Raw genomic sequence first — 24,714 nt, forward strand, 5'->3', positions numbered from 1 at the left:
TGGCGGGGGATCAGAGCACGGTGCGCAGGTCGGCGGCGCATTCCTCGGCGCTCTGCTGGTGTCGCAGGGCCAGGCGCAGCTTGCCCTGGGCGTCGATGACGTAGGTCAGCGCGGTGTGATCCATGGTGTAGGACGAGCCGGTCGGCACCTTCTGGTAGAACACCTTGAAGGATTGCGCGGCCGCGCGGGTCTGCTCGGCGTCGCCGCGCAGGCCCACGAACGCGGGGTCGAAGGCCTGCATGTAGGCGCGCAGGATGTCCGGCGTGTCGCGTTCCGGGTCCACGGTGATGAACAGCACCTGCAACTTGGCGGCGTCGGCCCCGAGCAGGCTTTTGATTTCCAGCGCGCGGGTCAGCGCGGTGGGGCAGATGTCGGGGCATTGGGTGAAGCCGAAGAACAGCATCACGGTCTTGCCGCGATAGTCGGCCAGTTGGCGCGGATGGCCGTCGGTATCGCGCAGCTGGAAATCGCCGGTGGGCATGCTGGACAGATCCATGCCGTTGATCTTGGGGGCGTCGGGGCCGCAGCCGGCCAGGGGCAGCAGGGCCAGGGCCGACAGCAGGCGGCGCCGATGACGGTCGGGCGCCGGCGGCGCGCCCAGGGGGGCGCGCATGGGAAGAGCATGCATTGAAACCTCGTTGCTTGACGGTTCGCACAGGCGCGGCGGCGCCGCGCGGGAGGGCGGGGTCAGGCGGCGCGAGGCGGGGCGCGCGATCCCAGTGGCGGCCCTTGGGCCGGCTGCACGGGCAGCGCGAGCGGGACCGGCGCGAGCAGGAGCGCGGGCCCGGCAGCGGCGAGCGCCAGCGGCGCCAGGAACGAGGCGGGGGCGGGCGTGAGGTGCGCCAGCAGCCCGAACGGGCACTGCGCGCCGGTATCGGCGCCGGAGTGGGAGCCGGACCCCGCGTCGTGCCTGCCCGCGGGTGACAGCGCCAGCTGCAGCGAGGACAGGTCGCCGGCGGCCGAGCAGAAGGTGACTTCGATCCGGCCATCGTGCAGCGCGCGGGCGTCGGGCATGTACCCCTGCGGCACCGCGGCGCGCAGCAATACCGCCAGGAACGCCAGCCACAGCACGACGCGCACGCTCAGGGCGTTGCGGGTTCGCGGAGGTCGGATCGGGGCGGACATGGCGCGATTGTAGGCCGAGCGGCGGCGAGCGTGCTTCAGGTGTCCGGATCCAGGCGTCGGATCAGGGCGATATAGCGGCGCCGGGCCTGGTCCGCGGGCAGGCCTGCCAGCAGGCGCCAGGCGGCCAGATCGATCCGGGCGCGCAGGGGCGCGTCGGGGGCGTCCTGCGGCGGGGCATCGCCCCGCCGCGCCTGCTGCTCGTAGGCGTGCAGGCGGATGGCGACGTTCAGGGAAGGGGCTTGCGGCAGGGCGCGCAGTGCGATCACCGCAGCCTCGAAGGCGTCTTCCAGGGCGTCGGCCGCGATGGCCTGGGTGGCCGGGTCCATGGCGTCGCCTTCGGGTTCCAGGCCGCTGGCCACGGCCAGCCGCCGCCACAGGGCGTCGGCGGCGGCCGGATCGACGGCCTGCGAGGTGACCCTGGCGATGCTGTCGTTGCGCAGGCGCAGCGTGTGGGTGGCGGCGCCGTGGCAGGGCGTGGCGCCGTCGCGCACCTGGAAGGCCAGCGGCATCGCGAAGCCGCGTCCGGCCGGCGCCGGCGGGCCGACGCTGGCAACCGTGAAGGTATTGCGCGAGTAGTCCATCACGCGCGAGAACAGGTCGATCAATCCGCCGCGGCCGTGGTAGACGCCGCTCAGGGGGTTGTCGCCGCCTTCCTGCCAGACGACGTCCTCGGCAAACAGCGGGAACAGGTCCTCGAAGCGGCCCGACAGCATTGCCTCGCGGTATTGGCCCAGCAAGCGCTCGGCCTGGTCCGCGCTCATGGCGGCGGCGCGGCCCGCACGCGCGGGGGCGGGGGACCGGTCCATGAACTGCAGGATGTCGGCGGCGACCTGATCGCGGTCGTTGTCCACGCAGATCATGTGATAGCTGTTGTCCAGCAGAACCATGCGGCTGTCGGCAATGGCGTCGTTCAGGAAGCGGGCCGACCGCACCGAGGTCAGCTCGTCCTCGTGCGCGTGGATGATCAGGCTGGGGCAGGCGATGGCGTCAAGGCCGCGCTGCACGAAGCGGCGCAGCCGGTCCACCTCGCGGATGCAGGCCAGCGGCACCCAGCGGTAATGGAAATTTTCGCCGCGCTCGAACTTGGCCTTGACGATGGAGCGGACCAGTTCATTCTTGATGCCGTAAGGTTCTTCTTCCTCGACCCGCATGCGCGCCGCCAGGCCTGGGATGCGGTAAACCAGCTTGCGCAGGCCGCGGTACCAGGGGGTGCTCCAGCCGTCGATGAAGACGGGCGCCGCCAGGCTCACCAGTTTGCCCTGGCGGTGCCGCACGCGCTTGCACAACTCCACCGCCAGCAGCGCGCCCAGGCACATGCCGATCACGTGCAGGGTGTCGTGGCGGGCGGCCACTTCGCGGTAGCGGGCGGTGACGGCGTCGATCCAGTCCTCGGCGCGCACCGGCAGCAGATCTTCGGGCGTGGTGCCATGGCCGGGCAGGGTCAGCGTGTGCGTCTCGATGCCGGCGCGCTTGAGGGTCTTGTGCAGCGATCCCAGGTCGTACTGGGTGCCGCCCAGGCCATGGATGAGCAGGGCGCCCGTGCTAGTGGACATCGGCCTGCTCGATGTCACCGAGACGCCACATGCCCGCCACCACGGCCACGCTGCCGTCGAAATCCTCCAGCGGCGAGCCGCGGTCGCTGACCACGCGCCAGCCGCCGCCGGCATGAGCCATGCGGAACAACAGCGGCGTGCGGTCTTGGGCGCCGGCGCGGCGCGCGGCCCAGTGCAGCGTCAGGCGCGCGCGGTCGTCGGGGTGCGCGAGGGCCAGCAACGCATCCAGGTTGGCCAGCGCGGCAGCCTGCACGCCGAAGGCGCCCTGCACATCGCCGGCCAGTTCGAGCGAGCCGTCAAACGGGCTGTAGCGGTACATCAGCTGGTGGCTGCCCGCCAGCGCCAGGTCGAAGCGGCCGCGCCACTGCTCGGCGTTTTCGAGTTCCTGCGCGCGGGCGCCGCGCAGGGTGTTGACCAGCAGGATCAGCAGCGCCGTGACCACCAGATAGACCTGGGTGGCCAGCAGCACGTGCCAGGGGTCATTGGCCTCGACGAAAGGGCCTTCGCCCTGCGCGCTCTGGTACAACGCCATCCCGGTCAGGGTGACGACGGCGAGGGTGCCGCCCAGCGGCCCCCATACCAAGGCGGCCAGCACCGCGAACACCAGCGGCAGATAGGTCAGTTCGAACGTGACGACATAGGGCAGGTTCCTGATCATTTCGCCGTCGAAGGTCATGAAGGTCGATACGATCAGGCCGGTGTAGGCGATCACGCCCAGCGCCAGGTCGCGCATGCGCGGGCCACCCGAACGGCGCGGCCGGAAATGGGCCCACCCGGTCAGCGCCGGCGCCAGGATCAGGATGCCGGCCAGATAGGCCGCGACCCAGGTGCGCAGCCGGACCAGGGCGTCGCTGGCCTGCGTCAGCCAGAGCCAGCCGCCGCCCAGCAGCGCCGAGAGCGCGGCGCCGGCCACCGCGCCGGCCAGCAGCGCCGCCACCAGTCCCAGTCCGCCTTCGCGCGGCGTCAGGCGCCGGACTGTCCAGGCCGCCAGCAGGCTGGACACGCTGGCGTTGATGGCGAACACCAGCGCCGTGGCGGGCTGGCCCCGAGTGAAGCTGGTGAGCGCCAGCTGGGCGCAGAAGAAGGCGGCCAGCAGCAGCGGCCAGTTCTGGCGCCGGGTCAGCAGATAGGCGCCGACGGCCACGCCCGGTGGCAGCCAGACGAATACGGCATGGCTGACCGGATCGTTGAGCAGGCGCGAGAAGACCCCGCACAGCAGATACGGGACGGCCCATAGCAGGCAGTATGGATTTCTTCGCGGTGCTTGGGGCATTCCCATATGGTTCCTTGCAGACGCTGTGGCACAGGGCGAGCCGGGGCTCGCGGCGATCAGCGGGTTATACACGGCACCGCCCGGTCCGCGAAAGCTGGCGCGCGCGTACCGCCATCCGAAAATCTTGGTACCCTTGGACGCAGTCGATTCCACTCCGTTCCAGGACTCAGTGCACTCCTTGCCCGCCCAGACCCTGCCCGCCTTCGATTCCACCGCCGTTTCCGGCCTCGCCCGGGCATGTCCGCCCGCCCGCGGCATCCTGCGCCGGGTCCGGCTGGTGTTGCTGGCCGCATTGCTGGCATTGCTGACGGCCTGCGGCACGACGCCCAAGGTCCAGCCCGGCTATTACCGGGTGCAGTCGGGCGACACGCTGACGCAGATCGCGCGCAAGCACGGCACCAGCGTATCCAACCTGGCGCGCTGGAACAAGCTGTCGAACACCAATGCCATCGAGGTCGGTCAGATGCTGCGGGTGGCGCCGCCGGCCGGCCAGGCCAGCGGTTCGGCACGCTCCAAGTCACGTCCCAAGGCCTCGGGCGGGTCGCGCGCGTCGGCGTCGTCCATGGGCAAGCGGCGCACCGCGCCGCCAGGGGCGATCTCGCTGGTGTGGCCGGCGCAGGGCAAGGTGACGCGCGGCTACGACGGGTCGGGCTCGAACGGCATTGTCATCTCCAATGCCTCGGGCACGCCGGTGGTGGCCGCCGCCGCCGGGACCGTCGCCTATTCCGGCAGCGGCCTGCGGGGCTATGGGCATCTGGTGATCGTCAAGCACAACGCCAGTTTCCTCAGCATCTATGCGCACAATCGCAAGCTGCTGGTCAAGGAAGGCCAGCGGGTGAGCCAGGGCCAGAAGATCGCCGAAATGGGCAACAGCGACAGCAAGCAGGTCGGGCTGTACTTCGAGTTGCGGTACGACGGCCAGGCGGTCGATCCGGCGGGATCCCTGCCGGGGCGGTGATAGGCCCCCACGCGGCGCGCGCGTTGCGCGCTTGCTGCCCCCCGAGGGGGCTGCCCGGCCTTCGGGCGGCCGGGCGCCGCCTCAACCGATCTGGCCGGTCTCCTGCGTCAGCGTCGAGATGAACGTTGCGGTGCGCGGGTCGCGCGGCCGGGTGAACAGGTCGCGCGAGGCGCCGGATTCGACCACGTTGCCATCGAGCAGGAACACCGCTTCGCGCGAGACGCTGGCGGCCAGGCGCAGGTCGTGGGTGGCCATCAGCATGGTCATGCCCTCGGTGGCCAACTGCCGCAGCACGTCCACCACTTCGGCCGCCAGGCCGGGGTCGAGCGCCGAGGTCGGCTCATCGCACAGCAGCACGCGGGGGGCGGGCGCCAAGGCACGGGCGATGGCCACGCGCTGCTGCTGGCCGCCCGACAGGTTGGCGGGCCAGGCTTCGGCCTTGTCCAACATGCCGACCTTGCGCAGCAGTTCCTCGGCGCGCGCGCGGGCGCGGTCGGCCGGCCACTTCTGCACCGTCACCAGCCCTTCCATCACATTGCCGATCACGGTCTGGTGCGGGAACAACTGGAAGTTCTGGAACACCATGCCGGTCTGCTTGCGCACCCGCTGCACCTGGTCGCGCGCCAGCTTCAGGCCGGGTTCGAAATCGACCCGCTCGGGGCCGATTTCGAGCGTGCCGCGGTCGGGCACTTCCAGCAGGTTGACGCAACGCAGCAGGGTGCTCTTGCCGCTGCCGGACGGGCCGATCAGGGCGGTGACGCTGCCCTCGGCGATGGCCACGTCGACGCGCTTGAGCACCAGGTTGCCGCCGAAGGATTTTTCGATCTGTTCCAGGCGGATCATCGGTTGTTCTCGGAAAACACCGCATGCCGGCCGAAGCGCCGTTCCAGGCGCACCTGGGCGGCGGACAGCGCCGAACTGAACACCAGGTAGATCAGCGCGGCCTCGGTGTACAGGATCAGCGGTTCATAGGTGACGGCGGCGATGCGCTGGGCCGCCTGGAAGATCTCGGGCACCGTCAGCACGGCGGCCAGCGAGGTGTCCTTGACCAGGGCGATGAAGGCGTTCGACAGCGGCGGCACCGCCACCCGCGCGGCCTGCGGCAGCACGGTGCGGCGCAGGGCCTGGCCGCGCGTCATGCTCAGTGAATAGGCGGCTTCCCACTGGCCCTTGGAAATCGACTCGATGGCGCCGCGGATCACTTCGGAGTTGTAGGCGCCGACGTTCAGGGTGAAGCCGATCAACGCCGCCGGCAGCGGGTCGAGCACCACGCCGACGCTGGGCAGGCCATAGAAGATCACGAACAACTGCACCAGCAGCGGCGTGCCGCGGATCAGCCAGACGTAGAAGCGCACCAGCGCCACCAGCGGCGCCGGTCCGAACAGCCGGATCAGCGCCACTACGAAGGCCAGCGCCAGCCCCAGCGCGAACGACATCAGCGTCAGCGGCACGGTGAACACCAGCCCGGCGTGCAGCAGGGGCCAGAACGAGTCGGCCATCAACTGCACCCAGGCCGGCACCGTCAGGGCGTCGAGCTGGGCCAGGATCCAGTCGGGCAGGGCGTCGCGCAGCCAGATGGGGAGCGTCATGGAACGGCCCGCTTATTGCTGCGCCGACAGGTCCGTGCCGAAGTACTTGACCGAGATGGTCTTGTAGGTGCCATCGGCCTTGATGTCGGCCAGCGCCTTGTTGATGGCGGCCACCAGTTCGGGATTGTTCTTGCGCAGCAGCACGCCGGAGTTGCTGAATTCGGCGGCCTTGTCGGTGGCGGCGATCCTGACCTTGGCGTTGGGCTTGTGCTTCTTGAAATCCAGGAACGACAGGTTGTCGTTGACGGTGGCTTCGACGCGGCCCGAGGTCAGCAGGTCGATGGCTTCGTTGAAACCCTGCACCGCGACCACCTCGGCGCCGTGGCGCTGCGCCAGCTTGCCGAAGTTGCTGGTGAGCGTGTTGGCGGACTTCTTGCCCTTGAGGTCGGCGAATGACTTGATGGTGGTGTTGTCGTCGCGCACGATCAGCACCGCGGCCGACGAGATGTAGGGGTCGGAGAAGTCGTACTTGGCGCGGCGCGCGTCGGTGATGCCGACCTGGTTGATGACGGCGTCGTAGCGCTTGGCGTCGAGCCCGGCGATCAGGCCGTCCCACTTGCCTTCGACGAATTCGGCCTTGACGCCCAGGCGCTGGGCGATGGCGCGGCCGATGTCGACGTCAAACCCGGTAAGCTGTCCGGAGGCGTCGTGGTAGGTGAAGGGCGCGTAGGTGCCTTCGGTGCCGATCTTGAACACGCCGGCGGACTTGATCTGGTCCAGCCCCGACTGGGCATGGGCGGCGGACAGGGCGGCGGCCTGGATCAGGCCGGCGATGAACAACGAGCGCAAGAGTTTCATGGCAATGCTCCACGGATGAGAGATCACTGCGAAAGGCCCGCGCAGCGCGCCGCCTTCCGGTGTAGCCGCACTCTAACAACGCGTCTATTTTTCCACAAAGCATAAGGAATAGTAAAAATATAGCGGCAAGTCATATGCGGCATTCGCGCCCCGGGCCGCCTGGCCCGGGGGCATCCAGGTGATATCCAGATGGAGACAGGCGTGCAACAACAATGGAACAGGCGGGCTTTCATGATGGCGGCGGCGGGCGTCGCGGCATCCGCGGGCGTGATGCCGGCGCAGGGCGCCAGCGGTTTGCGCCGGGTGCCCGGCGGCGGCAGCATTACCGACGTGGCCGGCCTCAAGGTGGGGCACTACACCGACACCCGGCGGCCGACCGGCTGCACCGTCATCATCGCCGAGGCGGGGGCCACCGGGGGCGTGGATGTGCGCGGCGCCGCGCCCGGCACGCGCGAGACCGACCTGCTCAACCCGGTCAACATGGTGGAGAAAGTGCACGCGGTGATGCTGGCCGGCGGCAGCGCCTTTGGCCTGGAGGCCGCCACCGGCGTCATGCGCTATCTGGAAGAGCGCAAGATCGGCTTCGACGTGGGCGTGGCGCACGTGCCGATCGTGCCGGCCGCCATCCTGTTCGACCTGGGCGTGGGCGACGCCTCGATCCGGCCCGACGCGGCGGCCGGCTACCAGGCCTGCAAGGCGGCCAGCGCCAAGCCGCCGCAGGAGGGCAATGTCGGCGCCGGGGCCGGCGCCACGGTCGGCAAGCTGTACGGCGCCAAGCGCGCCATGAAGGGCGGCCTGGGCAGCGCTTCGCTGACCGTGGCGGGCGTCACCGTGGGCGCGATCGTGGCGGTCAACGCGGTCGGCGACGTGGTCGATCCGGCCACTGGCCACGTGCTGGCCGGCGCCCGCAGCGCCGACGGCAAGACCTTGCTGGACACGCGCGCGGCGATCCTGGCGGGCGACCTGCCGACCTCGATGCGCGAGGGCGCGGCCACCACCATCGGGCTGGTGGCGACCGATGTCAGGCTGACCAAGGCCCAGGCGCAGAAGATGGCGCAGAGCGCGCATGACGGCCTGGCGCGCACCATCAACCCGATCCACACCATGCTCGATGGCGATACCGTGTTCGCGCTGGGCACGGGCGCCGTCAACAAACCCGCCAACATGATGCTGCTGGGCGTGATGGCGGCCGAGGCCATGGCGATCGCGGTGCAGCGCGCCATCCTGGCGGCGCGCGCGCTGGAAGGCTACCCGGCGGCGGTCGACTTCATCGCCTGAGCCGCCGCCGCTTCGCGGCGCCGCGCCCGGATGACGCGGCTTTTCACGCCGCGTCTGGCGGCGCCCCTCCCGGACCCCTGACCCCAGGCTGTCACATGGCGTGGGCAAGATGGAAAGCGTCGGCGCCACGCCTGCGCGCGGGAGAGGGACAGCATGTACCAGGGAGAGCGTTTCAACGGGGCCACGCATCTGGCCGGCCTGGCCTTGGCGGTGGCCGCCTCGGCCGCGCTGATCGCCCGGGCCGCGGAACTCCGGGTGGACGCGCGCCAGATCGCGGCCTGCGCCGTGTTCGCGGCGTCGATGATCGCGGTCTACGCGTCCTCGGTGCTGTATCACTGCTCGCGCGGGCGCCGCAAGGCGCTGTGGGCCAAGGCCGACCATTGCGCTATTTATCTATTGATCGCCGGCACCTATACGCCGCTGGCCTTCGTCCCGCCGGAACTGGGATGGGGCGCCGCCATGGCGGTGGCGATCTGGCTGCTGGCGCTGTATGGCATTGGCCGCGAATTGTGGTGGGCCCGCGGCGCCCCGCCGGCCCTGCCGCTGTACCTGGCGATGGGCTGGCTGGGGGTGATGTGCGCCGCGCCCATTGCCGGCGCGCTGTCGGGCGCCGGGCTGGCCTGGCTGCTGGCCGGGGCCGCGCTCTATACGGTGGGCACGGTGTTCTACGCCAATGACAAGCGCTGGCGCCATGCCCATGGCATCTGGCACCTGTTCGTCATGGGCGGATCGGCCTGCCATTTCGTCACGGTGTTCGGCTTCCTGCGATACGCCTGAACGCCGCGGGGGGGCCGTCAGCGCCAGGGCGCCAGCGGCAGCATACCGCCGCGATCCTTGATCTTGCGCATGACGATATGCGAACACAGATCGCGCACGCCGGCGAGCTTGCTGAGCTTGTCCTCGACGAACTGCGAGAACGCCGCCAGGTTGCGGGTGCGCACGGTCAGGATGTAGTTCGAGGCGCCCGTGACGATGCTGGCTTCGGTGATTTCGTCATGCAGGGCGATGCCGGCCAGGAATTCCTCGTGCCAGCCCGGCCGCGACTGGTCCAGCGACACGTGCACGATGGCTTCCAGTTCGAAACCCAGCCGTTCGGCGTCGAGCACGGCGCGGTAGCCGCGCACGAAGCCACCTTCTTCCAGCGCCCGCACCCGCCGCAGGCAGGCTGAGGGCGACAGGGCCACCTGCTCGGCCAGGTCCTGGTTGCTGAGCTGGCTGTTCTCCTGCAGGCGGTAGAGGATGCGATGGTCGATGGTGTCCAGCTGCATGATGCAATCCAATTCTGAAAAATGGCCGATGGCGCAATTTAATGCGAAATTCCAGGGTAAGTCACGCCTGATTTTGCAAGTTTTCGGCTGGTTCACGCTGATAGTATGTAGCCAGCCCATTGCCTCAAGGAGCCGTGAATGAACACCCGCGAAGCCTGCGTCGCCGCCGACCGGCAGGACCCCCTTGCGCCGCTGAAGGCGCGTTTCGATCTGCCGCCCGGCGTGCTGTACATGGACGGCAACTCGCTGGGCGTGATGCCGCGCGCCGCCGCCGCGCGCGCCGCCGAAGTCATCACCCAGGAATGGGGCACGGGCCTGATCCGCAGCTGGAACACCGCCGGCTGGTTCGAGCTGCCGTCGCGGCTGGGCGACAAGCTGGCCGGCCTGCTGGGCGCGAAGGAAGGCGAGCTGGTCATCACCGACACCACCTCGCTGAACATCTTCAAGGCGCTGGCGGCCAGCCTGCGCATCCAGCAGAAGCGCCACCCCGAGCGCCGCGTGATCCTGTCCGAGCGCGACAATTTCCCCACCGACCTGTACATGATCCAGGGCATGATCGACCTGCTGCAGCAGGGCTACGAGATGCGCCTGATCGACGACGAACTGCCGCTGGACCGCGCCCTGGACGAGGACGTGGCGGTGGTGCTGTTGTCGCACGTCAACTACCGCAGTGGCCAGATGCACGACATGGCGGCGGTCACGCGCCAGGCGCACGCGCGCGGCGCGCTGGTCATCTGGGACCTGGCGCACGCCGCCGGCGCGGTGCCGGTGGACCTGAACGGCGCCGACGCCGACTATGCCGTGGGCTGCACCTATAAATACCTGAACGGCGGCCCGGGCTCGCCGGCCTTCATCTGGGTCGCGCCGCGCCATATTCCCGACTTCTGGCAGCCGCTGTCGGGCTGGTGGGGCCACCAGCGGCCGTTCGACATGACCGTCGCCTATGAACCCGCCGGCGGCATCCGCCGCTACCTGTGCGGCACCCAGCCGATCGTGTCGCTGGCCATGGTCGAGTGCGGCCTGGACGTGGCGCGCGAGGCCGACATGGCCGAGGTGCGCAGGAAGTCGCTGGCGCTGGGCGACCTGTTCATCGCCCTGGTCGAGGAACGCTGCGCCGGCCATCCGCTGACGCTGGTGACGCCGCGCGAACACGCCGCGCGCGGCAGCCATGTCAGCCTGCGCCATCCCAACGGCTACGAGGTCATGCAGGCGCTGATCGCGCGCGGCCTGATCGGCGACTACCGCGAACCCGAGGTGCTGCGCTTCGGCCTGACGCCGCTGTATTTCGGCTATGCCGATGTCTGGGACGCGGTGGAAATCCTCAAGGATGTGCTCGACAGCAAGGCTTGGGACACGCCCGAGTTCAAGCAGCGCTCGGCCGTGACCTGACCCGCCGCGCACCGGCCCAAGCGACATCCAGCAAGAGCGCGCAGTACCGGAGGAGACAATGAATCAACAACAAGGCTTCGGCAAGATCGCCGAACGGGAGCAGGGGCTCAAGCGCCGTCTGACGTCCGGCCAGATGAGCATGATCGCGATCGGCGGGGCCATCGGCACCGGCCTGTTCCTGGGCAGCAAGTTCGCGATCGGCTTTGCCGGCCCCAGCGTCATCATCAGCTACGCCATCGGCGGGCTGATCACGCTGCTGCTGATGGGCTGCCTGGCCGAGATGACGGTGGCGCATTCCACCTCGGGCTCGTTCGGCGCCTACGCTGAGCACTACATCGGCCCGCTGGCGGGCTTTCTGGTGCGCTACGCGTACTGGTCGTGCGTGGTGCTGGCGGTGGGCACCGAGGTCACCGCGGTGGCCGAGTACATGAAGTTCTGGTTCCCGGCGGTACCGGGCTGGCAATGGGTCTGCCTGTTCTCGGCGGCGCTGATCTTCATCAACGCCATGAGCGTGAAGGCGTTCGGCACCATCGAATACGGGTTCTCGACCATCAAGATCAGCGCCATCGTGGCGTTCATCATCCTGGGCGCCTATGTGGTCTGGGGCAACCCGCAGTACGGCGCGGCGCAGTACACGGCACACGGCGGCTTCTTCCCCAACGGCGTGTGGGGCATGTGGATCGCGGTGGTCATCTCGATCTTCAGCTACCTGAGCGTGGAGATGATCGCGGTGGCGGCGGGCGAAGCCGAAGACCCCGAGCGCGCGGTGAAACAGGCGTTTCGCGCCACCATCGTGCGGCTGGTGGTGTTCTACCTGCTGACGCTGGCGCTGATCCTGGCCATCGTGCCGTGGGACCAGGCCGGCAAGGGCGGCAGCCCGTTCGTGACGGTGATGGCAGCGGTGAAGGTGCCGTACGCGGCCGGCGTCATCAATTTCATCGTGCTGGTGGCGGCGCTTTCGGCCATGAACAGCCAGCTGTATATCACCACCCGCATGATGTTCAGCCTGTCGCGCGCCGGCCATGCGCCGGCGGCGCTGGGCCGGCTGACGCGCAGCGGCACGCCGCTGAACGCGCTGCTGCTGTCGACCAGCGGCATCGCCATCGCCACCGTGCTGAACGTGCTGTATCCGGAAACCTCGTTCACGCTGATGATGGCGATCTCGATGTTCGGCGCGCTGTTCACGTGGATGATGATCTTCGTCACGCATTACTTCTTTCGCCGCCGCTGGGCGCGCGAGGGCGGCGCCGCGCTGTCGTTCCGCATGCCGGGCTTTCCGCTGCTGACGCTGCTGGGCGCCGGCGCGATGCTGGCGATCCTGGTGACGACCTCCTTCACTGGCGTGTTCAAGATGACGTTGGTGTTCGGCGTGCCGTTCCTGCTGGTGCTGGCGGCGTTGTACCTGCTGCTGTTCCGCAAGCGCGCCGCGGCGGTGGTGCTGCAAGCGCGCGGGCAGCGCTCCTAGTTCACGGAAAGCGCATCGCGCAGGCCGGCAGTCGGCCGCCGCGTCGGCGCCGCCCTGCGCAACCGGCGCATGCCGTGGGGGCCGGCCACGTTCGTGGCGCTGGCTGCGCCGGCCCGGGGATCAGGCCCCTGGGAAGGCCGGGATCGTGACCGGTTCGTCGGCGGCGGGCACGGTGTCGGGCGCCGGCGAGAACACGCGCAGGCGATGGCCGTCGGGGTCGAGCGCGACGAAGGTGCGGCCGAAGTCCATGTTGGTGGGGGCCTGCAGGATGGCCAGCCCGCGCAGGCTCCAGTCGCGATGGCATTGGCCGAGGGCTTCGGCGTCGGGGACGGTGAAGGCCAGTTCGGTGCAGCCGCCGCGGCCGGCCGCCGCCGGCTCGACGGTGTGGCGCGACCACAGCCCCAGCATCAGGCCGGAGTCGAGCGCGAACAGCGCGAAGGTGGGCGAGCTTTCGACCGGCGGACGGTTCAGCAGCGCGCTATAGAACGCCGCGCTGGCCTCGGGTTTGTCGACGTAGAAGATGACGAAGTTCTTGGCGGACATGATGCGCTCCTGGTTGAATGAGCGCTCATCTTAGAGAGGCATGCTGTCAGATTTTGTCAGTAGTCCGCGCGCCGATGTCGCACCGCGCCGGCGGCCGCGTCAGCAGCCGTCGCAATGAGCCGCATTGATGACGCGCCACTCCTTGAGCAGGGCATGGCGGCGGCGCGGGTAGCGCGGTCCGGGGTCGAGCGTGGCGATGCGGTCGGTGCGGAAATGGCGGTAGTCCTGGCGCAGCTCGCACCAGGCCATGACGATACGCACGCTATCGAAGAACCCCAGCGCGAACGGCCAGATGACGCGTTGCGAGTCGGCGCCCTTGTCGTCGCGGTAGGTGATGGCGATTTTCTGTTCGCCGCGTATCGCCTGGCGGATCTGGGACAGGTCGACCCGGTCGGCCACCGCCCAACTGCTGGGGCCGACCAGCAATGGGATGGCGTCGAGTTCGTCGCGCAGTTCCTGGGGCAGGACCGCGCTGATCTTGGCCAGCGCGTTGGCCGCAGCCTGGCCCAGGCGCGGGTCGGAGCGCCCGGCGACCCAGCGCGTGCCCAGCACCAGCGCTTCGATCTCTTCGGTGCTGAACATCAGCGGCGGCAGCATGAAGCCGGGCCGCAGCACGTAGCCGACGCCGGGCTCGCCCTCGATCCCGGCGCCCTGGGCCTGCAGCGTGGCGATATCGCGGTACAGCGTGCGCAGGCTGATCCCCAGGTCGGCCGCCAGGCGCTGGCCGCTGATGGGCAGGCGATGGCGCCGCAGGATCTGCAGCAGGTCGAGGAGTCGTTCGGCGCGGGACATGGGACGGGGCGGAGAGGGCGGCGGGCGGGACGGCCCAATGCTGCCACGGAATGGCAGCAGCGGGAAGTCTCGCCCGCCGCCCTCTCCGCCCCGCAGGCCGCGCCGCCAGTCAGACGCGCGCGGCCCGCGGGGCGAACCGTCCGGCTCAGCGGTTGACCGGCTTGCCGCTGGCCACGTCGAGGGTCGAGCCGTCTTCCAGGCTGACACGGTAGATTTCGCGCAGCACGTTACCGGCAAAGCCGATCTCGACGATGGACACGTCCTTGAACGTGGTGGCGATGCCGTCGGGCAGCGCGGCGTTGAACTTGGCGGCTTCCTGTTTCATGGCGTCGGCCAGGCGTTCGTCATACCGCGCCATGCTGTAGACCAGCGTGGTGTGCGGGTTGTGGGCGCGCACTTCCTGGCCGTCGCGCATGACGTTGACGCCGCTCACGCCGACCGACTTGACCAGGGCGCGGCCGGCCTCCGACATCTTGGCGTAGACCGGGCCGGTCACGCGCGGCAGCGGGCCGTCGCGCAGCGGCGCCAGGGCAGCGGTGGCCACGGTGTTATAGGCCATCATGGCCTCGAAGCCCGGGCCGCTCTTGACCACGCCCAGGTCCAGCCACCACGGATGGCCCGCGCCCTTGGCGGCTTCGGTCGGATAGAAGCCCTTGAGCGTGATGGCCAGCGGCGCCGGCGGTTTGGGCAGCGCCTGCAGCATGCGTTGCGGGGTGGCGGGGTCGGCGCTATGGATGTGGACCACCGTGACGTGGGGCATGTTGGGCGTTTCGGCCTCGGTCTTCAGGCCCAGCGCCAGCAGGTCCTGTTTGAGCGTGGCGTTGACCTTGGCGTCCAGCACGGCGTTGACTTCCTGGGGCAGGCGGTACACCACGCCATAGGTGGCCTTGTGCGGGCGGAACGCGGATTGTTCCAGCGCGCTGTTGTCGATGGGGGCGGCGGCGTGGGCGGCGGCGAGGGTGGCGAAGGACAGGCCGAGGGCGGCCAGGGGCAGGATACGCTTGATCATGGATTTTCCTTTTATGTGGGACCCGCGAGAGTCCGCTCAAGTGTCGCCACGCCGGATGTAAGGCGTATTGCACCAGTCCAAAGAAATCCGATAGCCAACCCCGGTTGGCCGATAGCTGCGACGTAGGCGGCCGATACCCCTAGAGCAGGAAAACGGCCGCGACGATGGCCAGCCCCAATAGCAGATTGACGCCGACCCAACGGCGGATGCTGGCCATGGCCAGGCCGCCGCGCGGCCATTCCGAAGCGGCCACCGCCGCGCGCAGGCGCGGATAGAGCGCCGCGCGGATGTAGGCGTAGATGGCCGTCATCAGCAGCCCGCCCGCGGCCATCACGGTCCACGCGCGCGGCATGAAGAAGGCGCCGCCACTGCGCGCGGCCTGGGCCGCCTCCTGGCCGATCATTGCCGCGCCGGTGGCAAGAATCAGTACGACGGCGGCCAGCACGGCGTTCAGGAATGGGCCCAGCACTGCGTTCATCAGCCGTAGCCGTTGCGGCGGCTCCAGTTGCGCCGCCGCCGGCCGCAGGAAACAGTGGGCGAACAGCATGCCGCCGACCCAGAGGATCACGGCCAGCAGGTGGATGAGCTTGAAGGCGCTATAGGACATGGCAGGGAACCGTTGATATTGCGGGGGGCCGGCACGGGCCGGGGCCGGCCGCCGCTCGCGGCGGCCAAGTCCGTCCCCATCATATCGTCAAGGCGGCGCTTGACCTGCGGCCGGATTTTCCATTTAGAATGAGATTGATTTGTATTTGTGATCGAGCCTGTTCGGGAGTCCACCGTGTCCAACCTTGCGCCAGCCTCCGGCGACGCTGTCCACTTGCTTTACCGCGCGCACCACGGATGGCTGCACAGCTGGCTGCGGAGCAGGCTGGGCAATCCGTCGGATGCCGCCGACCTGGCCCAGGACACCTTCGTGCGCGTGCTGCGCCATCGCCACGAACTCGCTGCGTTGCGCGAGCCGCGCGCCTACCTGACCACCGTCGCCAAGCGGCTGGTGCTGAACCTGTACCGGCGCCGCTCGCTCGAACAGGCCTACCTCGACGCGCTGGCCGCCATGCCCGAGGCGCAGGCGCCGTCGCCGGAGCAGCGCCTGCTGATCCTCGAGGCGCTCCAGGAAATCGACGCCATGCTGGCGGGCCTGCCGCGGCCCGCGCGCGTGGTGCGCACGCGGCAGGGCGACATCCAGGCCCAGGCGGCGCGATTCTGCGTGCAGGAAACGGGCGCGGCCTGCCGGGTCAGCGTGCAAGAAGGCCGTGTGATGCTGGGCCGGGCCGATACCTGGGCGGCGCTGTCGGCCGGCGAGCAGGCCTGGTTGCGCGGCGATGATGTGCCCCGCCCCGAGCCCGCCGATCCGCACGCCGCCGACTGGACGCGCGGCGTGCTGCACGCCAGCGCCTGGCGCCTGGACGCATTCGCGGCCGAGCTGGGCCGCTATCGGCCAGGGGTGTTGCGTTGCGACCCGGAGGTGGCCGGGCTGCGGATCTCCGGGGCGTTCCAATTGCACGACACCGACGCGGTGCTGGCGGCCTTGCCGTCCACGCTGCCGGTACAGGTGCGCTACCGCAGCGCGTATTGGGTGACGATCCTGCCGCGCGCGGCTATTCACTCGACCGAGAGGCCCTATGCCGACTGACCCGCCTGGCCCTGGCGCTGCGTATTGCCACCGCACTGGCCGCCCCGGCCGTGGCGCTGTGGCCGGCCGCCGCCGCCGCCGGGCTATGGCGTGGTGGACCTGATGGGCTACTGGCGCCCGGCCTCGGTGAAGGGCCTGCAGGTGCAGGCCGGTGTGTTCAACCTGTTCGACAAGAAGTACTGGGAAGCCATCAATGTGCCGACCGCCGGCGCCACGGCGCTGCCGCGGCCGGTGGACGAGTACACGGAACCGGGACGCAGCCTGCGCGTCTCACTGACGTATCAATATTGACCCGCGCTGCCGCCGCCGCGCGCCAGCGGTGGCAGCCCCGATTTTCCTTTCCGGCCGGAGAGCCCGCGATGAGCAACGAAGTGAAGCAACCCGATTTCGACACCCGCGCCGCCGAGCTGCGCGCCCGCCACGAAGCGCTGGCAGCGTCCCATCCCGGCCTGCGCGCCCGCAACCTGGCCCGGGAACTCGGCGTGTCCGAGGCCGAATGGCTCGCCGCCGGCAGCGGCGGCGTCAAGGCGATCGAGCTGCATGGCGAGCCGCAGGCGATCTTTCGCGAACTGGGCACGCTCGGACGCGTGATGGCCTTGACGCGCAACGACTGGTGCGTGCACGAGCGCCATGGCGCGTACCTGGACATCCAGGCCGATGGCCCGGTCGGCCTGGTGCTGGGGCCCGACATCGACCTGCGGGTGTTCTTCTCTTGCTGGAAGTCCGCCTGGGCGGTCGAGCAGGACGGCCGTCACAGCCTGCAGTTCTTCGACGGCGCGGGCGTGGCGGTGCACAAGGTCTACCGTACCGAGGCCACCGACGTGGCCGCGTACGACGCGCTGGTGGCCCGGTTCGCCGGCGCCTCGCGCTGGCCCGAGACCACGCCCTACATGCCCGCTGACGAAGCGCCGCGGGTCGAGGACAGCGCGCAATGGCGCCAGGCCTGGCTGGGCATGCAGGACACGCACGAGTTCTTTCCGCTGCTGCGCAAGTTCAAGGTGTCGCGGCTGGCGGCGCTGGCCGCGGCCGGCGAGGACCTGGCGCAGACGGTGCCGGCCGACTCGGTGGAACGGATGCTGGAGTCGGCGGCGGCCAGCGGCCTGTCGATCATGTGCTTCGTGGGCAACCGCGGCATGATCCAGATTCACACCGGCCCGGTGCGGCAGCTGCGCCGCACCGGCCCCTGGTTCAACGTGCTGGATCCGGCCTTCAACCTGCACCTGGACACCAGCGCCATCGCTTCGGCCTGGGTGGTGAACAAACCCACCAGCGATGGCTGGGTGACGTCGCTGGAACTGTACGCGTCCAGCGGCGACCTGATCGCGCAGTTCTTCGGCGAGCGCAAGCCGGGCAAGCCGGAACTGCAAGGCTGGCGTGCGTTGATGCTGGGCCTGTGCCGCGTGCCTTTGGCCGCGTGAGGACGAAACCATGAAGAAATGGCTGATGGTGGTGGCGGGATGGCTGCTGGTGGCGGGCGCGCAGGCGGCGCCGCCCACGCGCGTGGTGACCCTGGGCGGCACCGTGACGGAGATCGTGTACGGCCTGGGGCAGGGCGACCGGCTGGTCGGCGACGACCTGTCCAGCCTGTATCCGGAGGCCGCGACCCGCCTGCCGCGGGTCGGCTATTACCGCGCCGTGCCGGTCGAGGGCGTGCTCGCGCTCAAGCCGGATCTGGTGCTGGCCTCGGAGCAGGCCGGTCCGCCCGACGCGCTCAAGCGGTTGGGCGAGGTCGGCGTGCGGGTGGTGAGTGTGCCGGACGCGCCGTCGGTCGATTCGCTCAAGGCGCGCATCCGCGCCGTGGCCGCGGCGCTGGACGCAGCGCCGGCGGGCGAGCAGATGGTGCGGGACGTGACGCGCGCGCTGGCCAAGGCCGAGGCCATGCCGGCCACGCGCGCGCGGGCGCTGCTGCTGATCAACCGCAGCGGCGCGCCGCAAGGCGCGGGGCGCGGCACCGCGGCGGCCGAAATCATGCATTTGGCCGGGCTGGACAACGTGCTGGACGCGCAGCAGGGCTACAAGCCGCTGTCGCCCGAGGCCATCGGCGCGCTGGCGCCCGACCTGATCATCGTCACGCGCGAATCGGTGCAGGCCAGCGGCGGGCTGGAGGGCTTCGCGCGACTGCCCGGTATCGCCGTCACGCAGGCCGCGGCCAAGCAGCGCATCATCGTGATGGACGATCTGCTGATCCTGGGCCTGGGCCCGCGCCTGCCGCAGGCGCTGGCCCAGCTCAAGCAGGAGGCCGCGCATGCCATGGCGCGTTAGGACGCCGTGGGCGCTGGCGCTGCTGGCCGTGGCGCTGCTGCTGGCGATGGCGGCGGCCAGCGCCAGCGGCGCGGTGTCGATTCCGTTGCGCGACTTGCCGTCGCTGTTGTGGGGCGCGCCCGCGCCCGAACAGGCCTTGTGGCGCAACGTGCTGATCGACATCCGCCTGCCGCGCGTGCTGCTGGCGGTGGTGATGGGCGCCGGCCTGGCGATCTCGGGGGCGGCGTTGCAGGCGCTGTTCCGCAATCCGCTGGCCGAGCCGGGGCTGATCGGCATTTCCGCCGGCGCTTCGCTGGGCGCGGTCATCGCCATCGTGATGACGCAAGGCGGCTTCTGGTACACGGCGCCGGGCGCCTTCATCGGCAGCCTGGCCGCGACGCTGTCGGCCTATCTGGTCGGCCGGCGGGTGCCGGGCGTGGCGGGGCTGTTGCTGGCGGGAGTGGCGATCACAGCCATCGCGTTCAGCCTGATCGGCCTGTTCACCTTCATGGCCAGCGATGCCCAGCTGCGCGACCTGACCTTCTGGAACATGGGCAGCCTGGCCGGCGCCAACTGGAAGCTGCTGGCGTTCCTGGGACCGTGGGTGCTGTTGCTGTCATGCTGGCTGTTGCGGCAATGGCGCGTGATGAATGCGCTGCTGCTGGGCGAGCGCGAGGCCCAGCACCTGGGCTATTCGCTCGGGCAGGCGCGGGCCCGGCTGGTGCTGGCCTGCACCTTGATCGTCGGGCCGCTGGTGGCCGCCAGCGGCACCATCGTGTTCGTCGGCCTGGTGGTGCCGCACCTGGCGCGCATGACGCTGGGCGCCAACCACCGGCTGCTGTTGCCGGCCTGCCTGCTGGGCGGCGCGCTGGTGATGACGCTGGCGGACTGGCTGGCGCGCATCGTGGTGGTGCCTGCCGAATTACCGATCGGCCTGGTGACCGGGCTGGTGGGCGGTCCTTTCTTTCTGTGGCTGCTGGCGCGCGGCCGGAGGCATGGTTGATGCTGGCCGCCGAGAACCTGACGTTGGCGCGCGGCGGCAAACGCATCCTCGACCGGGTGTCGCTGGCGATCCCGGCGGGCGAGGTGGTGGGCCTGCTGGGCAGCAATGGCGCGGGCAAGTCGACCCTGCTGGGCGCGCTGTCGGCCGAACTGGCTGCCGACAGCGGCAGCCTGACGCTGGATGGCCGCCCGCTGGGCGCGATGCGGCCGCGCGAGCAGGCGCGCAAGCGCGCGGTGCTGCCGCAGAAGCCCGGGCTGACCTTCGACCTGGGCGTGCGCGAAGTGGTGGCGATGGGCGCGTATCCGTTTCCGGAGCTGTCGCCGGATGCGGTCGACGAACTGGCGCGGCAGGCGCTGGCGTGGGCCGATGCCGGCCACCTGGACGGGCGCCGCTATCCGCAACTGTCGGGCGGCGAACAGCAGCGGGTGCAGTTCGCGCGGGCGCTGGTGCAATGCCGCGCGGCGCGCGCAGAGGGCGAGGCCCGCTACCTGCTGCTGGACGAACCGACCGCCAGCCTCGATCCCAAGCATCAGGCCGAGTTGATGCGACGGGCGGCGCACCTGGCGCACGAGGGCAACACGGGCGTGCTGGTGATCCTGCACGACATGAATCTGGCGGCACGCTGGTGCGACCGCCTGTTGCTGCTGGGCAGTGGCCAGGCGATCGCGCAGGGCACGCCGGCGCAGGTGCTGACGCCGGCCAACCTGTATCTGGCCTACGGCATCGAGGCGCGGGTGATGCCGCATCCGTTGCAGGCGGACCGGTTGCTGGTGCTGATGGCTTGATGGGCGCCAGCCCCGGTAAAATGGGGCAATCCGCGGCGGCCGCGGCCGCCTTTTTTTTCTCTATCGACAGGACCCAGTGTCATGCCTACTTTCGACGTCGTCTCCGAAGTCGACAAACACGAACTCACCAACGCCATCGACCAGGCCAACCGCGAACTCGCCACCCGTTTCGATTTCAAGGGCACGGATGCCAAGTTCGAGCTGGAAGGCTTCGTGGTGACGCAGGTGGCGTCGAGCGCGTTCCAGCTCAAGCAGATGCTGGACATCCTGCGCGGCCGGCTGTCGGCGCGCGGCATCGATGTGCGGTGCCTGGATGTGGCGGACCCGCTGGAGAACCTGGGCGGGGCGCGGCAGAAGATCACCGTGAAGCAGGGGATCGAACAGCCGGTGGCCAAGAAGCTGATCGCGGCGATCAAGAACGCGAAGCTCAAGGTCGAGAGCCAGATCAACGGCGACAAGCTGCGCATCAGCGGCAAGAAGCGGGATGACCTGCAGACGGCGATTGCGTTGCTGAAGAAGACGGATGTGGACTTGCCGTTGCAGTTCGAGAATTTTCGCGACTGACTTTTGATGCGGCGGGGGGCTTCGCAGGCCGCCCGTTGCGCGGGGGGCCGGGCGGGGCTGAGAGGCGCGCGCCGCGGCATTGCGTAACGCCATCCGGCTGACTCAATACGCTGCCCACAGATGCTGGGCCGCATACGCGCGCCAGGGGCGCCAGGCTTCGGCGCGGGCCAGGAGCTGGGCCGGGGTGTATGCGCGGTTTTCGAGTTTTTCCAGGGCGCGGATCAGGCCGATGTCGGAGGCGGGGAAGGCATCGGGTTCGCGCAGTTGGCGCAGGGCGATGTACTGGGCGGTCCATTCGCCGACACCGCGGAGGGCACGCAACCGAGTGACGGCGCTGTCCAGGTTGTCGCTGGCTTCGAACCGCTGCGGGTCGGCCAGGGCCGCGGCGGCGACGGCGCTGAGCGTGGCGGCGCGGCTGCGGGGCATGCCGAGGGGGGCGAGGTCGACGGGGGCGATGGCGGCCGGTGTCGGGAACAGGTGGCTCAGGTCGCCGTCGGGCTGGTCCAGCGGCTGGCCGTGGGCGGCGACGAGTTTGCCGGCCAGCTTGATGGCCGCGCCCACCGTGATCTGCTGGCCGAGGACGGCGCGCAGGGCGAGCTCGAAGCCATCCCAGGCGCCGGGCACGCGCAGGCCGGGGCGGGCGGCGGTCAGCGCGGCCATGACGGGATCATGCGCCAACTGGGCGGCGAGCGCGGCGGGATCGCTGTCCAGGTCGAAGACGCGCCGCAGCCGGGCGATGAGGGCGGGCAGGGCGTGCAGCCGGGGGAACCGCAAGGTGGCTTGCAGCGCGTTGCCGGCGCCGGGTTCGACCCGCACGGTGCCCTGGGCGCCGTCCAGGCCGATGGTGCGCGTGTAGCGGTTGTCCGTGACCCGTTCGATGCCGGGAATGGCGCGCACGCGCAGGAAATCCAGCATGGCGGGCCAGTCATAGGGCGGGCGGTAGCGCAGCAGCAGCCTGATTTCGCCTTGCGGGCCGGCCGAGACGTCGGGCTTGCCGGAACGGCGCAGTTCGCCCGGCGCGCGGCCGAACAGGGCCAGGAAGATCTCGTTGAAGCGGCGGATGCTGCCGAAGCCGGCGGCAAACGCGATCTCGGCCATGGGCAGCCGGGTTTCGTGGATCAGCTGCTTGGCCAGCAGCACGCGCCGGGTTTGCGCCACCGCCACGGGCGAGGCGCCCAGGTGCTGGCGGAACTGGCGCCGCAGCTGGCGTTCGCCGACGCCCAGGCGCGCGGCCAGGGCGTCGACCCCGGCGTCGTCGAGCGCGCCGAGTTCGATCATGCCGAGGGCGCGCGCGACACTGTCGGGCAGCTCGCGGGCGCGGCCGGCGGCGGGCGCGGTTTCGGGCCGGCAGCGCAGGCAGGGGTGGAAACCCGCTTCCTGGGCGGCGGCGGCCGTGGGGTAGAAGACGACATTGCGCGACAGCGGCGTGCGCGCCGGGCATACCGGGCGGCAGTAGATGCGCGTGGTCTTGACGGCGGTGAAGAAGCGTCCGTCGTAGCGGGCATCGCGCACGCGGATGGCGCTGTAGCAGGCGTCGTGGTCGAGGTTCATGAGGGTCATGCTAGCGCCGTCGGTCGCCCTGATCTAGCGGATTCCGGACATTGTTGTCACGACGACTGCCATGTCCGGAATCCGCCAGCGAAGGTCCGCCGACGCGCCTATATTGGTCCCGTCACCGCCGCCTCCGGAGCCTGTCATGCCCGTCCAGACTTTCACCCTTGAACGCATCGCCACGCCCATCGGGCAAATGCTCGTGCTGATCGATGCCGGGCAATGCCTGCGCGCCGTCGATTGGGCGGACTACGAACCCCGCATGCATGATTTGCTGCGCCGCCAGTATGGCAAGGGCGCGGTAAAGGTGGAGGACGCCGCGCGCGCCTCGGCGGCCAGCCGCGCCTTGCAGGCGTATTTCGAGGGTGAAGTCGATGCGATCGACCGGCTGCGGGTGGCGCAGGGCGGCACCGATTTCCAGCGGCAGGTGTGGCGGGCGCTGCGCGCTATCGGGCCAGGCGACACGGTCAGCTATGGCGTGCTGGCCGGGCGTATCGGCCGCGCCTCGGCGGTACGCGCCGTGGGCCTGGCCAACGGCGCCAATCCGGTGGGAATCGTGGTGCCGTGCCACCGGGTGATCGGCGCCGATGCGTCGCTGACCGGCTACGGCGGCGGGCTGCACCGCAAGCGTTGGCTGTTGGCGCACGAGGCCCGCTGGCGCGCCGCCCGGGACCGCTCGTTGGCGGGGGCCGCCTGACCCGGCCGCAACGGTAAGGCGATGCCCGCGGCGCATCGGCGCGGGCGGTCAGGCGCGGTCAGGCGCGGATCCAGCCGCGCGCGATGGGCAGGGCCAGCAGCTTGCGGTAGATGCCCTGCAGCAAGGCCGTCAGCGGCGCGCCGACACGGTGCCATACCGGCACGGCCAGTCCGGCGGCCACGGGCGCCAGCAACAGGCCGCCGGCGATGTCCAGCGGGAAGTGCACGCCCAGATAGACGCGCGACAGGCCGACCACGGCCGCCAGCAGCAGCGTGGCGTAGCCCCAGCCGGCCCAGCGCCGGTCGAAGATCAGCGTGAACGCCAGCGTGGCGATGATGATCGTGTGGTTGCTGGGGAAAGACGAGGTCGGCTTGTGGACGAAGAAGGCATGGCCCAGCCCCAACACGAAGGGGCGCGCGTGCGGCCACAGGGCGCCGCACAGATAGCTCAGGCACAGTCCCACGCCAATGCTGGCCAGCGCCTTGAGCGCCAGGCTGCGCTGGGCAGGTCCGCCCCACAGCCACAGCGCGGCAAGCGTGGCGGGCACCAGCAGGATCAGCTTGTTGGCGACCAGCAGCGCCAGGTGGATCTGCCACGCCGGCGTGGCCGGGGCGGCGTTGATCTGTAGAAAAAGAGACTGGTTGAAAGCTTCAAGGAAATCCATGACCTGTCATCGTGGCGTAATAATTGATCAGCCGCGATGGTAATGGGGTTTCCCGTCAGTCCGCTTACAAATCGTGCCTAAAACCCGGCATTTACTTCTGGATGCGTTTGCCCTGCGCATCCACCACCGCTTCGCCGTCTTCCTTGGTGAAGGCGCCCTGCTGCGGCGCCGGCAGGATGTCCAGCACCCGTTCGGACGGGCGGCACAGGCACGCGCCCAGCGGGGTGGTGACGAAGGGCCGGTTCAACAGGATCGGGTGGGCCTCGATGGCATCCAGCAGGGCGTCGTCGCTCAGCGAGGTGTCATCCAGGCCGAGTTCGGCATAGGGCGTGCCCTTTTCGCGCAGGGCATCGCGCACGGTGATGCCGGCGCGCTTGAACAGCGCCTGCAGTTCCGCGCGTGAGGGCGGCGTCTCCAGGTACAGGACGACGCTCGGCTCGATGCCGGCGTTGCGGATCATGGCGAGCGTGTTGCGCGAGGTGCCGCACTTGGGGTTGTGGTAGATGGTGACGTCGGACATGGGCGCTTCCTTG

The 24,714-nt window shown here is 69.8% G+C and carries 26 protein-coding genes and 2 pseudogenes; 13 read left to right on the forward strand and 15 right to left on the reverse strand.

Annotated features, from left to right (window positions below; all coding sequences use genetic code 11):
- Positions 1–10: 10 nt before the first annotated feature.
- Genes HV701_RS13565 through HV701_RS13580 form a run of 4 tightly spaced genes read right to left on the reverse strand, consistent with a single transcriptional unit; the run spans position 11 to position 3,951 of the window.
- A complete protein-coding gene (locus HV701_RS13565; protein WP_175133544.1) occupies positions 11–628 on the reverse strand; it encodes an SCO family protein in 618 nt (205 codons plus the stop codon).
- A gap of 59 nt (positions 629–687) precedes the next feature.
- On the reverse strand, positions 688–1,125 hold the full coding sequence (locus HV701_RS13570) for a DUF2946 family protein (RefSeq protein ID WP_175133545.1): 438 nt from the start codon (positions 1,123–1,125) through the stop codon (positions 688–690).
- Between the two features lie 35 nt (positions 1,126–1,160).
- Positions 1,161–2,678, reverse strand: a complete 1,518-nt coding sequence (locus HV701_RS13575; RefSeq protein ID WP_175133546.1) for an acyl-CoA-binding protein — start codon at positions 2,676–2,678, stop codon at positions 1,161–1,163.
- Positions 2,668–3,951, reverse strand: coding sequence for an MASE1 domain-containing protein (locus tag HV701_RS13580; RefSeq protein ID WP_175133547.1), 1,284 nt, complete (start codon positions 3,949–3,951; stop codon positions 2,668–2,670). The genes HV701_RS13575 and HV701_RS13580 overlap by 11 nt, the downstream gene beginning before the upstream one ends.
- A 256-nt stretch (positions 3,952–4,207) precedes the next feature.
- On the opposite strand from HV701_RS13580, the gene HV701_RS13585 reads away from it, so the two are divergent.
- Entirely contained in the window at positions 4,208–4,909 is a 702-nt protein-coding gene (locus HV701_RS13585) for a peptidoglycan DD-metalloendopeptidase family protein (protein ID WP_175133651.1), read from the forward strand.
- A gap of 81 nt (positions 4,910–4,990) precedes the next feature.
- On the opposite strand, the gene HV701_RS13590 is transcribed toward HV701_RS13585, so the two are convergent.
- From HV701_RS13590 to HV701_RS13600, 3 genes are all read right to left on the reverse strand, one after another.
- Complete coding sequence (locus HV701_RS13590; RefSeq protein ID WP_175133548.1) at positions 4,991–5,752, reverse strand: amino acid ABC transporter ATP-binding protein; 762 nt, start codon at positions 5,750–5,752, stop codon at positions 4,991–4,993.
- Positions 5,749–6,429 (reverse strand): amino acid ABC transporter permease, encoded by a 681-nt coding sequence (locus HV701_RS13595; protein ID WP_175133652.1) that lies wholly within the window; start codon positions 6,427–6,429, stop codon positions 5,749–5,751. Before HV701_RS13595 ends, HV701_RS13590 begins: the two co-directional genes overlap by 4 nt.
- A gap of 81 nt (positions 6,430–6,510) precedes the next feature.
- Positions 6,511–7,296, reverse strand: coding sequence for an amino acid ABC transporter substrate-binding protein (locus HV701_RS13600; RefSeq protein ID WP_175133549.1), 786 nt, complete (start codon positions 7,294–7,296; stop codon positions 6,511–6,513).
- Between the two features lie 189 nt (positions 7,297–7,485).
- Here HV701_RS13600 and HV701_RS13605 point away from each other — a divergent pair, with 189 nt between their 5' ends.
- Positions 7,486–8,574, forward strand: a complete 1,089-nt coding sequence (locus HV701_RS13605) for a P1 family peptidase (protein ID WP_175133550.1) — start codon at positions 7,486–7,488, stop codon at positions 8,572–8,574.
- A 153-nt stretch (positions 8,575–8,727) separates the two neighbouring features.
- A complete protein-coding gene (gene trhA, locus HV701_RS13610; protein ID WP_175133551.1) occupies positions 8,728–9,351 on the forward strand; it encodes a PAQR family membrane homeostasis protein TrhA in 624 nt (207 codons plus the stop codon).
- Positions 9,352–9,368: 17 nt separating this feature from the next.
- On the opposite strand, the gene HV701_RS13615 is transcribed toward trhA, so the two are convergent.
- Positions 9,369–9,842 (reverse strand): Lrp/AsnC family transcriptional regulator, encoded by a 474-nt coding sequence (locus HV701_RS13615; RefSeq protein WP_175133552.1) that lies wholly within the window; start codon positions 9,840–9,842, stop codon positions 9,369–9,371.
- Positions 9,843–9,980: 138 nt separating this feature from the next.
- Here HV701_RS13615 and kynU point away from each other — a divergent pair, with 138 nt between their 5' ends.
- Positions 9,981–11,231, forward strand: coding sequence for a kynureninase (kynU, locus tag HV701_RS13620; RefSeq protein WP_175133553.1), 1,251 nt, complete (start codon positions 9,981–9,983; stop codon positions 11,229–11,231).
- 58 nt (positions 11,232–11,289) lie between these two features.
- Positions 11,290–12,696, forward strand: a complete 1,407-nt coding sequence (locus tag HV701_RS13625; protein WP_175133554.1) for an amino acid permease — start codon at positions 11,290–11,292, stop codon at positions 12,694–12,696.
- A gap of 120 nt (positions 12,697–12,816) precedes the next feature.
- Here the strand turns inward: HV701_RS13625 and HV701_RS13630 are convergent, their stop codons facing one another.
- The 4 genes from HV701_RS13630 to HV701_RS13645 form a co-directional block, all read right to left on the reverse strand.
- Entirely contained in the window at positions 12,817–13,239 is a 423-nt protein-coding gene (locus HV701_RS13630; RefSeq protein ID WP_175133555.1) for a VOC family protein, read from the reverse strand.
- Between the two features lie 99 nt (positions 13,240–13,338).
- A complete protein-coding gene (locus tag HV701_RS13635; protein WP_175133556.1) occupies positions 13,339–14,031 on the reverse strand; it encodes a helix-turn-helix transcriptional regulator in 693 nt (230 codons plus the stop codon).
- A gap of 145 nt (positions 14,032–14,176) precedes the next feature.
- Positions 14,177–15,040, reverse strand: a complete 864-nt coding sequence (locus HV701_RS13640; protein ID WP_175133557.1) for a hypothetical protein — start codon at positions 15,038–15,040, stop codon at positions 14,177–14,179.
- A gap of 139 nt (positions 15,041–15,179) precedes the next feature.
- Positions 15,180–15,647 (reverse strand): CopD family protein, encoded by a 468-nt coding sequence (locus HV701_RS13645; protein WP_175133558.1) that lies wholly within the window; start codon positions 15,645–15,647, stop codon positions 15,180–15,182.
- 174 nt (positions 15,648–15,821) lie between these two features.
- Here HV701_RS13645 and HV701_RS13650 point away from each other — a divergent pair.
- The 7 genes and pseudogenes from HV701_RS13650 to HV701_RS13680 form a co-directional block, all read left to right on the forward strand.
- Positions 15,822–16,289: pseudogene (locus HV701_RS13650) on the forward strand (sigma-70 family RNA polymerase sigma factor); the annotation flags it as partial.
- 465 nt (positions 16,290–16,754) lie between these two features.
- Positions 16,755–16,967 (forward strand): annotated as a pseudogene (locus HV701_RS13655) (hypothetical protein); the annotation flags it as partial.
- Between the two features lie 68 nt (positions 16,968–17,035).
- Positions 17,036–18,094, forward strand: coding sequence for a hemin-degrading factor (locus HV701_RS13660; protein WP_272909294.1), 1,059 nt, complete (start codon positions 17,036–17,038; stop codon positions 18,092–18,094).
- 10 nt (positions 18,095–18,104) lie between these two features.
- Complete coding sequence (locus HV701_RS13665) at positions 18,105–18,938, forward strand: heme/hemin ABC transporter substrate-binding protein (RefSeq protein WP_175133559.1); 834 nt, start codon at positions 18,105–18,107, stop codon at positions 18,936–18,938.
- Positions 18,922–19,920 (forward strand): FecCD family ABC transporter permease, encoded by a 999-nt coding sequence (locus tag HV701_RS13670; RefSeq protein WP_175133560.1) that lies wholly within the window; start codon positions 18,922–18,924, stop codon positions 19,918–19,920. Before HV701_RS13665 ends, HV701_RS13670 begins: the two co-directional genes overlap by 17 nt.
- Positions 19,917–20,705: a heme ABC transporter ATP-binding protein gene (locus HV701_RS13675; protein WP_175133561.1), complete on the forward strand. Its 789-nt coding sequence runs from the start codon at positions 19,917–19,919 to the stop codon at positions 20,703–20,705. Before HV701_RS13670 ends, HV701_RS13675 begins: the two co-directional genes overlap by 4 nt.
- Before the next feature lie 81 nt (positions 20,706–20,786).
- Entirely contained in the window at positions 20,787–21,269 is a 483-nt protein-coding gene (locus HV701_RS13680) for a YajQ family cyclic di-GMP-binding protein (protein WP_006386723.1), read from the forward strand.
- A gap of 102 nt (positions 21,270–21,371) precedes the next feature.
- Here HV701_RS13680 and HV701_RS13685 read toward each other — a convergent pair whose 3' ends face one another.
- A complete protein-coding gene (locus tag HV701_RS13685; protein ID WP_175133654.1) occupies positions 21,372–22,820 on the reverse strand; it encodes an AlkA N-terminal domain-containing protein in 1,449 nt (482 codons plus the stop codon).
- 145 nt (positions 22,821–22,965) lie between these two features.
- Here HV701_RS13685 and HV701_RS13690 point away from each other — a divergent pair, with 145 nt between their 5' ends.
- Positions 22,966–23,517 (forward strand): methylated-DNA--[protein]-cysteine S-methyltransferase, encoded by a 552-nt coding sequence (locus HV701_RS13690; RefSeq protein ID WP_175133562.1) that lies wholly within the window; start codon positions 22,966–22,968, stop codon positions 23,515–23,517.
- Between the two features lie 58 nt (positions 23,518–23,575).
- Here the strand turns inward: HV701_RS13690 and HV701_RS13695 are convergent, their stop codons facing one another.
- Together HV701_RS13695 and arsC are read right to left on the reverse strand one after the other, a co-directional pair.
- Complete coding sequence (locus tag HV701_RS13695; RefSeq protein ID WP_175133563.1) at positions 23,576–24,181, reverse strand: phosphatase PAP2 family protein; 606 nt, start codon at positions 24,179–24,181, stop codon at positions 23,576–23,578.
- A gap of 91 nt (positions 24,182–24,272) precedes the next feature.
- The gene (arsC, locus tag HV701_RS13700; protein WP_175133564.1) at positions 24,273–24,701 is read right to left on the reverse strand and encodes an arsenate reductase (glutaredoxin); all 429 of its coding nucleotides are present in this window, start codon (positions 24,699–24,701) and stop codon (positions 24,273–24,275) included.
- Positions 24,702–24,714 lie beyond the last annotated feature (13 nt).

The sequence above is a fragment of the Achromobacter pulmonis genome (assembly GCF_902859765.1).
GTDB classification, from domain to species: Bacteria; Pseudomonadota; Gammaproteobacteria; order Burkholderiales; family Burkholderiaceae_B; genus Achromobacter; species Achromobacter pulmonis.